Here is a 9,974-nt window from a genome sequence, read left to right as displayed (position 1 = left end):
GTGCCCGCGGACGGCCACCGCGATCCGGGCCACGGCTCAACTGGAGAGGCAGACAGGATGATCCTGGCCGCGAACGAATTCCTGAGACATGCCGACCGGTCGCCTGACGCCGTCGCTCTCCTCAGCTCGCAGCGGACATGGACCTACCGCGAACTCGCCGAAAGCGCCCTGCACTTGGCGGAACGGCTCACCCGTCTGACACCACCGGGCTCGCTGATTGTGCTCGATGCGTCCGAGCTTTCGGCCGGTGTACTTGCGCTGCTCGCCGCAGGCCTGAGCCGCCGCGCGCTGCTTCCCCTGGACCAGAGCTACCCCCAGGCCCGCTGTGCCGCTGTGCTCGGCGATGCCCGCCCGGTACTGGCTCTGCGCGACAACGGGTCGGGGGGCGGGCTCACCGTCGACGCCCTTCCACACACCTCGCAGGCACCGCCGCGCACCGGACTCGAAGACGTCGCATACGTCTTGTACACCTCTGGTTCGACCGGTGACCCCAAAGGCGTCGCGGTCTCTCACGAGGCGCTCGGGGCGCGCCTCGGCGGTCTCGCCCAGGCTCCTGGGCTCGGTGCCGGCGAGAGCATGCTGGCACTGACCGCGCTCTCCTTCGACATCTCACTGGCCGAACTCCTGCTGCCGTTGCAGGTCGGCGGCACGGTGGTGGCCGCGCCGGCGAAGGCCCGCATGGATCCGGACCTCTTCGCGGAGGTCGTCGGCAGACACCGGCCGGACGTGCTTCAGGCAACGCCGAGCTTTTGGCGCCTGGTGGTGGCCGCGCGCTGGAAGGGACTGACGAGCAGCCGCATCTGGTGCGGCGGTGAGGCTCTGACGGCACCCCTGGCGCAGCGCCTATTGCCGCTGGCCGCCGAAGTCTGGAACCTCTACGGCCCGACGGAGGCCACCATATGGGCGAGTGCCCAACGGGTCATCGACCCGGGGGACATAGGCCTGGGCCAGCCGTTACCGGGCACGGGCCTGCATCTCACCCCGCTGAAAGCCCATGAGCCGGCGGAGCCGGACGCCGAAACGGCCGCCGAAGAGCGGGCCGACGGCAGCATCGAGGGCGAGATCCTCATCCACGGGGCGGGTCTGGCGGAGGGGTACCTGGACCGGGAGGAACTGACGGCTGACCGGTTCGTCCGCTTCGATCTCCCGGAGGGCAACCGCCGTTGCTACCGGACGGGCGACCTCGGCCGGCTCCACCGGGACGGCAGACTGGAGTTCCTCGGCCGACTCGACCAGCAGGTGAAGATCCGCGGGCACCGGATCGAACTCGGCGACATCGAGGCCGCATTCGAATCTCACCCGGCGGCACGTGAGGCCGTTGCCGTGCTCCTGCCCGGAGACGAGGCGGCTGGCCGCGCCGCAGAGGTCGGCTTGGCCGTCGTCCTCGCGCCGGGCAGGCACACCACCGCACGGGAACTCCGCAAGTGGGCGGCGGAGAGAATCCCACGCGCGTGGACGCCTGGGCGGATGACGGTGATGGACCGCCTGCCAAGGACCCCCGCGGGCAAGACGGATCGGCTCGCCCTACGGGAACGGCTTTTCGCGGCGGATGCCCGCCCCTAGTGGTAGGAACCCAAGTCCTTTGTAGGTGAACCAATCACTGACTGTGCCCGGTCTTCCTTTCGACCTGGTGCCCGAGGGCCCGTCCGCCGACACCACATGGCGTGTCGAGAACGAGGCTCTCGCCATGACCGCGGGTCCGCGAACCGACCTGTTCCTCGACCCGGCACGCAAGGACCCCGCCGAGGGTGCCGACCTTGTCGAGCGCCTCGCTGCGGTGCGTGGTGATGGGCAGTGTGTAGATGTCCAGGCCCGGGTTGTGCCGCCAGCCGTGCTCTTCCAGGATGAGCGGGCCGCCGAGAGCAGAGGAACCGTCGGCGGTGGCGGCGACCACGCCGAGCTGCGGATGCTCGGCGAACGCGACGTCCGGCTCGACGCGCGGGGCCGGTCGAGGGCGGGCGCTGGTGCGGGGGTCAGCGAGGAGTCGAACGCGGCGTCTACGTCGACCCGGTAGCCGGCCTTGCGTAGTAGCGCGACGGCCCGGGTGGTGCGGCCCTGCCCATCATTCTGCTGGTTGGCCAGCGCGTACAGGTTGGGGTGGTCGGGGACGGGGTGGAAGTTGAATCCCTTCAACATCCATGTGCTCGCCGCCAGTTGCTTGGGATTGACGGCGACGATGCCGAAGGCGGGGTGGCGGCCGACCGCGATGTCGGGAAGCGGGTCGTGCTCGGGGGCGGGCATGGCGGGTCCATCCGATGGGCGCAGGGGAAGTGGGGCGGTCGAGTGCGGGGACGGTTGATGCGGGACTTGGCGGGCTCCAAGCTGGGCAGCGGTCAGCGACCGGGCGCGGATGAGGGCCGGGCGGGAGGCAGGGAGGGAGGTGCGGCTGAAGTTGACGGCGGCGCGGCTGGGGTCGTGCGCCGTGCGGTCGGCGAGACCGCGAGAGCGGCGGCGACCCGGGACGCTGCTGGTTCCTCCGGGGCAAGCTGGTCCACTCGGGCCTGGAGCCTGCCCGGGTGGTCGGTGTGCCGGTCGGCCAGCACGCCGCGCATGGACCGAATGTCCAATGCGTAGGAGTCGAGCTTCTTGGCGATGTAACGCAGCCGGTTCGCGTAGTGGGGATCGGCGGGTTCGCCCAGGCCTTCCCACCAGTCGGCCGTCGTGTTGAGGGACTCCACGATGCGCTGGAGAACGCCGTCACCGGGAGCGGTCAGCTCGCTCAGTGCGGCGACGACTTCGCCCGTGTGCGCCGCCGACCGGATGGACTGGGTCAGGTGGCCGAGCCGGTCGCCGAAGTTGAGCCCCTGATGGCCAGGGGGCGGCAGGCTGGGGTCGAGGAGGCTGGGATCGCACGAGACGTCGAAGCCCTCGGCCTGAAGCATGTCGACGGCCCGGGTCACCGTCTGTCGCTGCTCGGCCGGGTCGGTCATGGCGGAGGGCAGCCGGTGGAAGCGCTCGCGGAACAGCACGACGGGGACGAAGCCCGCACGGTGGAGCACCGCGTCGGCGCCGCTCTCGTGGGCAGGTCGCCGTGTTTCCGGGCGGGGCGGCAGGCCGAGCTGGTCCAGGAGAGTGTCGATGGCGGTGAGCAGGCGGGGGATGCTGCCGCCGTGTCGGGCGTGGGGACCGTCGGGCTCCGAGTCGTAGATCACTTCGAGGAGAGTGGAGCCGTCGGGATGCCCGCGAGTCACCAACCAGCTCCCCGGATACCCGGGCGGGTGGTCGGTGGGCGGTTCCTGGGGCGGAGAGATGGTCAGGGCGCTGCCGTCGGGGAGTTCGGCGTGGACGATGTGGTCGCTGAGGCCGTACTCGACGGTGCAGGACAGTCCGCGTTGCCGAAGCGGCGTGGTCAGGTGGCTGTACGGGTGGTCATGCTCCGACGTGCCAGCGGTGGCTTCCTGGATGAAGGGTTCGCTGGTGCGCGCCGTGATGTGTGTGCCCTCCTGCTGAAGGGTGACCAGGGTCTGATCGGGGCGCATGTGGGCTTCTCCGTGGCCGGCCGTCCCCAGCGGTCGACGGCGGCGGGAAGCCGCAGCCGGGCGGGGACTGCAGAGGTGGTGGCGTTTGTCGAGGATCCGGCGATCGGACGGTTTGGCCTCGCCGGAGGTCGGTGCTAGAGGTGTCAGCGCGAGCGCCGCGCGACAGGGGGGTCGGACGTTGCCGAGGCGGGCGGCGAAGCGGCAGAGGCACCGTGCTGGCCGGTAGCGGATCGGGCCAGGGCCGCCTGGACACGCCCGGTGTGCGCGGACCGGTCATCGCCGATCCGGTCGGTCAGGTGATCGGCAACCCTGGCCAACGCCGCTCCGCTGTAGCTGAGTTCGTCGGCGGAGTGCCAGCCTTCGGAGTTGCGGATCTCGCGGGCTCGTTCCTCGTAGAGCTCCCGCGACCCGGGCATCGACCCCTCCATGAGCGCGATGACCTGATCCCACTCGCGGCGGATCTCGCCCGCTCGCTCCAGTACGGACTCGATCCCCCGCAGGCGCAGCAGGTCGGCGCTGATCGGGCCGTCCACGTAGTCGGCCGGTTGCGCGGCGGCCCGGACACCGGCGAGGACTTCGGGGCCGTGGGCCAGGAAGGTCTCGACGTGCTCCCAGGCGGCGGCGTCCCGGGCCACCTTGCCGTCGGCGTACCCGGTTTCGTCGACGGGCCAGCCGTCCTCGTCGCAGTACGAGTCGGAGACCGCATCCCACTGGTCCGAAGCCTGCCTGATGCCGTCAGCGGCGGAGGCCAGGGCTTGGACCCGCGCTCGCCATGCCGCCCGTTCGTCGGCGTCTTGCGGCTGGCAGTCAGGGGCGGCGGAGGAGTCGGGAGAGGCAGGCATGGTCGTTACTCGTTTCTGTACGGGTGCCTCACCGCGAACGCGGCAGCGAGCGCGTGACGGAAGGTGGGATCGGAGCCGGAGCGTCGTTCCGCTGGCCGGGGGAGGTTCTCCGTGCCGACGCCGCTGGCGAGAGACGGGCTGCTGCTGCCGCTTGGTGCGCCCGGGAGCGGATCTCGTGGTCGACGTTCTCCGCGACGAGATGCAGCTCCTCGCCGAGGTCGGTCAACCGGGAGGCGATGGCGTCCAACTCGGACGCACTGCTTCGGGCACCATGGACGCGACACCACTCGGAGGCGGTTTCGAGCATCTGGTGCAGGCGGGCCACCGCGCCGAAGTCCTCCGTGACGGCCTCGCGGAACAGGTCGGTGAACTCCTCGGTCCGGGCTGCGGCGAGGCGGTCGTTCCCGTCAGTTGCCGGTGAGCCGCCGTCCGGACTCGTGGCCGGGCCGGTCGTTGGGTGGTGCTGGAGCGGGGCGGCGTCCTCGACCGCACCGAACCGGAGACCGGGGACGAGCCCGGACCGGGAACCCGAGACCCCATGGGGGCTCACTGCCGCGCCTCCCTGCCCGGTCCAGGAACGGAAGATCCGTCAGTTGCGGTGAACTCGCGGACCTCTGCATGCATCCGGGCGTCCGTGTCGAACAGTTCGCGCTCGGCCGGATGCAGGATGTGCTGCGTGATGAAGCTCCGACCTGCGACTTTCCACAGGCCCCGGCCCTTGGTCAGGGCTGACACGGCCTGGGTTTCGACACCGGTCAGGCCGAGCAGCGACGCGGCGGCGGCGAGCTGGTCGGGCTCTTGGCGGTAGATGATGCGGGTGCTGCAGTCGGCGAGGAGACCCTCGGCCAGTACCCGGCCGCGTGAGCCGGCGTCGCCCGCGCTCAGCAGATCGCTGAGGCGGTGGATGACCATCAGGTTGGCGATGCCGAGCCCTCGGCTGAGCTTCCACTGGCTCTGCATGCGCTCCAGCAGGCCGACGTGCCTCATCACGCGCCATGCCTCGTCGTAGATCACCCAGCGTCGCCCGCCGTCCGGGTCGGCGAGCGCGGCCTCCATCCAGGCGCTCGCGCAGGTCATCGCGAGGACCAGATCGGTGTCGTCGCCCGAGCCGCCGAGGCGGGAGAGGTCGATGGACAGCATCGGGGTGGTCGGGTCGAAGGTCACGGTCGAGGGTGCGTCGAACATGCCGCTCAGGTCACCGTGGACCAGACGGCGCAGGGCATGCGCGAGGTCCTGCGCGGCGGGCCCCATGTGCCCGGTCTGGTTGCCGAGGGCCCGGTTGAGGCGCTCAGGTGAGCCGAGGGTGTGCGCGATCTCGCCGAGCAGGGGCACGTTGCCGCCTGCCTCGGCTTCGGTGACGACCAGGTCCAGCGCGAGATCGAGGGCCGTGTGTTCCATCGGCTGGAGATCGCGCTTCAGCACGGTGCGCGCGAGGCCGGCCAGGAGAAGGAGACGGCGCTTGCGGACCTCGGTCGACCAGTCGTCCTCGCTCACCGAGGCGGGCCGGGCCGGGGCATCCAGGGGGTTCAGCCTGCCCGGAAGCCCCGGGCCCAGGGCGATGCTGTAGCCGCCGAGAGCCTGCGCGACGGCCGTCCACTCACCCTTGGGATCGCAGGGCACGTAGACCCGGTAACCGTGGGCGATCGCCCGGGTGGCGATGGACTTGGCCAGCGCGGACTTGCCCATGCCGATGATCCCGGCCAGGACCGCGTTGGGATTGGTGAAGCCCTCGATCCGGCCGCTGCTGTACAGCGAGAACGGGTCGTAGCAGAACGCGGCCTCCGCGTGGACGTCGCGGCCGATGAAGATGCCCTCCGCGCCCAATCCGCCCTCGGCGAGGAAGGGATAGGCCCCGGACACGGTGGCGGTGGTCATCCGGTGGGCGGGCAGGCGGAGCTTGCCACCGCGTGCCGAGGAGGAGCCGGGGCGTCCGGACGGCGGATAGGTCGGCCGCAGCTCCGGGTCGACGGTCTCCTCGTCGCGGCGCTTGGGCGGGGCTCCGGCGAGGCGGGCCTGGCGCCGGGCCTCGGCGAAACCGGCGCGGGCGGCGCGCTGCTCGGCCCGCGACGACTTGCGGGGAACGAACAAGGGGGAGGCGCTGGCGCGAGTACGGGGCATGAACGATTCTCCAGACGAAAGGCAGGGTCAGTGGCGGACGAGCCCGGTGAACGGAGCGTGGAGGTCGGCCGGGGTGGTACGGCGTCGGACCAGGTGCGCCGTGCGCTGGTGGCGCTGGCAGATGGTCAGCTCCGGTGCGCCTTCCGGCAGGCCGGCCTGGCACGCCTCGCGGTCGGGGACCTCACCGGAGCCGGGCCGGGGGGCCGCGTGATAGGCGGCGTGGACGTGGTCGGCGGCCTGCCAGACCCGGGTGCGGGCGGCGCTCAGCTGGTCGCCCTCGATCGGCGTGAGCCGGCCCGTGCGGGCGGCGTGAGCGTCGAGCAGGCCGTGCAGCGAGACGAGGTGGGCGTGCAGGGCGTCCAGTTCGGCGCGGGTGGTGACGAGAGGACCGCCTGGCACGTTGAGCGCGCGGTGGAAGTCGAGCGCGGCGGTGGCGAAGGGCACGAAGTCCTGCGCGGTCGGGCTGGCGGTGCGGGACATGGCGGTGCTCTTTCGGAAGGGAGGAGGGCCGGCATCAGACGGCGAGGGCGAGCGGCACGGCGGCGGCGGTGAACGCTTCGGCCTGCTGCCAGGTGAGCGGCCTGAGGTCGAGCTGGGCGCCGACCGCCGCGGTCTCCACGACGGCACAGGCGGAACGAAGCTCTTCCTCGGAGTCGGCCGAGACGGTCAGCAGGCCGGTCAGGGCGACATCCGCGTGGCCCGCGATGAGCTGGCGCTCACGGGACTTGATGTCCTGGTACTCGATCGAGTCCGCTTCGGAGTCGACCGCGCCGCGCCGCGCCCGCTCGGCTGCGTCCGCGATCACGCTGGCCTTCCTGCGCTGGACATCACGCAGGGCGGCGTCCAGCCCCTTCGGCTCGTACGACAGCGACAGGGTCCGCCGCACCCCGGCGGTGAACAGCAGCTGGTGCAGGAAGCCCGCCGACGTCTCGGTGCGGGGCCAGTTCTCCACCCAGTACGTGCAGTGGACGGCGGAGTCGGTAGCGATGTGGTCCGACTTCTCGACGACCACGACCGGGCCGGCCGCGGCCGCGTCGGCCTCGGGGCGCCCGGAGGAGGACCAACGGTCCAGTGCGGAAAGGGCCTTGGGGGCGTACGCCGTTCGTACGACTGCCGCGATCTCGCGGGCGGTGAGCCAGCCGGTGGGGTTGAGCCCGGCGGTGCGCGCGGCCTGGTCGAAGGTCGAGGTCAACTGCGCCAGGACGCTGAAGGACCCGGTCAGACCGCCACCGGCCTGGTTTATCAGGCGCCTGGCGGCCTTGGCGTCCAGCGAGATGGCGACGTACGCCTCGTGCGGAGCAGCGGCCGGGCCGGCGCTCTGGATCAGCTCGCTGTAGACCTGGCCGGCCACCGGGGCGTCGGGCCGGCCGTGCTCCTCCCAGTACCGGCGGAGGGCGTCGCCGGAGTCCGGCACGGTGCGCTCGATCACCTGGATCCGGGCGACCTGGCCGGTGCGGGCCAGTGCGGCGAGGGCACGGCCCCAGCCGTTGACGTTGGCGTTCTGGGTGCCCGGGTCGAGCAGCGCGTAGGCGTGGGAGGACACCTTGACGACGGCGGTCAGCGTGCCGGTGTGGGGGTTGTGGACCGCGCCGTACCGGCGGTCGGGTGCGGTGACCACGCGCAGGCTGGCGGCGGTTCCGGGCAGGTGGAGGAGTCCTTCGCGCACTGGGCGGCGGGAGGGCCGGACGAGCCAGATCAACTGGCCCCGCATCCGACGGAGCACGTACCGAGTGACGATCGGCGCCCAGTCGGCCAGGGCCCGGCCTCGGTGGCGGACGAAGACGAGCAGGGCGATGGCGGCCCACAGCGGGATGAGTTCGAGAGCGCCGACCACGCCACGGGCGAGGATCACGGCGAGCAGGAGCAGGCCGGTGAGGCTCACGACGATCAGCTGCGGGGCGGTCAGGCCGAGCAGGATGCCGCGCCTGCTGCGGTGCGGGAACTTCACGGTGGCCGTGGTGGCTCCGGCCTGGGGGTTGTCAGACATGGCGGTTCCAGACGGTGAAAGCGGGCGGAAAGGGGCGGAAGGCGCGGCGCGCTCTTCTGGAGGTCATGACCGGACTCTTTTTCGGGGTGTTCGAGGGGAAGGGGGGCGGGCTGGAGGGAAGCAGCCCGCCCCCGGTGGTGGTGGGTCAGGACCCGGACGGCGGCTGGTCGGGGTAGACCCAGCTCGCCGGCGTCGGGGAGCCGGTCGCCGACGGACCGGTGGAGGGCGGCGGTGGCGCGGCGGGACCAGCGGGCGGAACGGCACCTACGCGGGTCAAGCTGCCGCCCGGAATCGACGCGCCAGCGGGCTGAGGGGCGGAGGGAGCGCCCTCGGAGCCCCCTGCTTCGCTGTCGGCAGGCCGTGTGATCAGCGCGGGGATGCCGGGGCGCTGGATCAGGGCGCGGCCCTTGTCGCCGGAGGCGTTCGGGTCCTCGCCGTACCGGAAGCGGGTCTGCGGCTTCGGGGGTCCGGCGTCGATGCCCTCCTTGCTCAGGTTGCCGCCGGTGGGGTTGATGCCGGAGGCGACACCGTCGCTGCCCGCGCCGGGGACGTTGCTCGGCCCCTGCGGAGCGGGAGTGCCGGTGCTGGCCTGCATCGCGAGGCTGCCCGCGGTCTTCGCGGCGCCTGCGGCGACCGCCATGCCGGCGACGCCGGTACGGTGCAGGTCGTCGTGTCCGCGGCCGTCACTCGCCCAGTGGACGAACTTGTAGGTGGCGTACGGGCAGAGCAGGACCAGGACCATCACGACGATGCCGGCCATCGCGTCGGAGAGGGCGGCCATGCCGTCCGTGGCGTCGGACTTGCCCATGGCCGAGACGCCGATCAGGAAGACCACGGTCATCAGCAGTTTTGACACGACCAGGGTGGCGGTGGCTTCGATCCACCCCCGTCGCCAGCGCTTGGCGACCTCCCAGCCACCACCGGCTCCGGCGAAGACTGCGAGGGCGACCATGATCAGGACGCCGACCTTGCGGGCGACCATCACGCCCCAGTACATGAACGCGCCGATCGCGCAGCCGAAGGCGACCAGGGATGGGATGGTCCAGCCGAGGGCGTACATCGGCCCCAGCTGGTTGACCTTGATGACGCGGCGGATCGCGTCGTCCACCGAGCTGTTGGCCGCTTGGAACAGGCCGTCGGACAGGGCGTCGACCACCGTGATGGCGACGGAGGTGAAGGCGACGGCGCAGAAGGAGAAAAGGACGCCGGTCATCGTGCCGATCGCGGCTTGGGCGAGTGCGCGTTCGTCCCGTCGCCAGGCCGCGAGCATCAACTGGATGCAGAACGTGCCGACGGTCAAGGCGAGACCGATGGGCAACAACAGCTCGTAGTTGTCCCGGAACCAACCGGCGTTGAGATCGATGGCAGTGGTCTCGTTGACGGCCCGGGCGGCGAGATCGGCCGCGCTGGCGGCCAGCTCACCCGCTGACTTCGCGATCCACGCCCCGATGCCGTCGGTGACGGTCCCGGCGGGGTTGGTGGCGAAGTCGACGGCGCCGCAGACCTTGTCCATCAGCGGAAAGTCGCAGACTCCCATGGAGGTACCTC

9 protein-coding genes are annotated in these 9,974 nt (G+C 71.4%); 1 reads left to right on the top strand and 8 read right to left on the bottom strand.

The features are described from left to right. Positions 1 to 57 precede the first annotated feature (57 nt). Positions 58 to 1,563 carry an AMP-binding protein gene (locus tag ACFU53_RS02380; RefSeq protein ID WP_383985184.1) on the top strand — a complete coding sequence of 502 codons (1,506 nt, stop codon included), beginning with the start codon at positions 58 to 60 and terminating at the stop codon, positions 1,561 to 1,563. 34 nt (positions 1,564 to 1,597) lie between these two features. Here ACFU53_RS02380 and ACFU53_RS02375 read toward each other — a convergent pair whose 3' ends face one another. From ACFU53_RS02375 to ACFU53_RS02340, 8 genes are all read right to left on the bottom strand, one after another. Then, on the bottom strand, positions 1,598 to 1,894 hold the full coding sequence (locus tag ACFU53_RS02375) for a hypothetical protein (RefSeq protein ID WP_383985181.1): 297 nt from the start codon (positions 1,892 to 1,894) through the stop codon (positions 1,598 to 1,600). A 439-nt stretch (positions 1,895 to 2,333) separates the two neighbouring features. Then, on the bottom strand, positions 2,334 to 3,479 hold the full coding sequence (locus tag ACFU53_RS02370; RefSeq protein WP_383985178.1) for a hypothetical protein: 1,146 nt from the start codon (positions 3,477 to 3,479) through the stop codon (positions 2,334 to 2,336). A gap of 143 nt (positions 3,480 to 3,622) precedes the next feature. Then, positions 3,623 to 4,321, bottom strand: a complete 699-nt coding sequence (locus tag ACFU53_RS02365) for a hypothetical protein (protein WP_383985175.1) — start codon at positions 4,319 to 4,321, stop codon at positions 3,623 to 3,625. 28 nt (positions 4,322 to 4,349) lie between these two features. Beyond that, positions 4,350 to 4,871 carry a hypothetical protein gene (locus ACFU53_RS02360; protein ID WP_383985172.1) on the bottom strand — a complete coding sequence of 174 codons (522 nt, stop codon included), beginning with the start codon at positions 4,869 to 4,871 and terminating at the stop codon, positions 4,350 to 4,352. After that, positions 4,868 to 6,439: an ATP-binding protein gene (locus ACFU53_RS02355; protein WP_383985169.1), complete on the bottom strand. Its 1,572-nt coding sequence runs from the start codon at positions 6,437 to 6,439 to the stop codon at positions 4,868 to 4,870. Before ACFU53_RS02355 ends, ACFU53_RS02360 begins: the two co-directional genes overlap by 4 nt. Positions 6,440 to 6,466: 27 nt before the next feature. Beyond that, the gene (locus ACFU53_RS02350; RefSeq protein WP_099964064.1) at positions 6,467 to 6,919 is read right to left on the bottom strand and encodes a DUF6238 family protein; all 453 of its coding nucleotides are present in this window, start codon (positions 6,917 to 6,919) and stop codon (positions 6,467 to 6,469) included. A gap of 34 nt (positions 6,920 to 6,953) precedes the next feature. Further along, a complete protein-coding gene (locus tag ACFU53_RS02345; protein WP_383985164.1) occupies positions 6,954 to 8,426 on the bottom strand; it encodes an SCO6880 family protein in 1,473 nt (490 codons plus the stop codon). A gap of 145 nt (positions 8,427 to 8,571) precedes the next feature. Then, positions 8,572 to 9,963 carry an ATP-binding protein gene (locus tag ACFU53_RS02340; RefSeq protein ID WP_383985161.1) on the bottom strand — a complete coding sequence of 464 codons (1,392 nt, stop codon included), beginning with the start codon at positions 9,961 to 9,963 and terminating at the stop codon, positions 8,572 to 8,574. Positions 9,964 to 9,974: the final 11 nt, after the last annotated feature.

This window comes from Streptomyces sp. NPDC057474, from assembly GCF_042802555.1.
Classification (GTDB): Bacteria; Actinomycetota; Actinomycetes; order Streptomycetales; family Streptomycetaceae; genus Streptomyces.
Note: the sequence above shows the minus strand (reverse complement) of the source record. Positions and strands in the feature narration are given on the sequence as shown.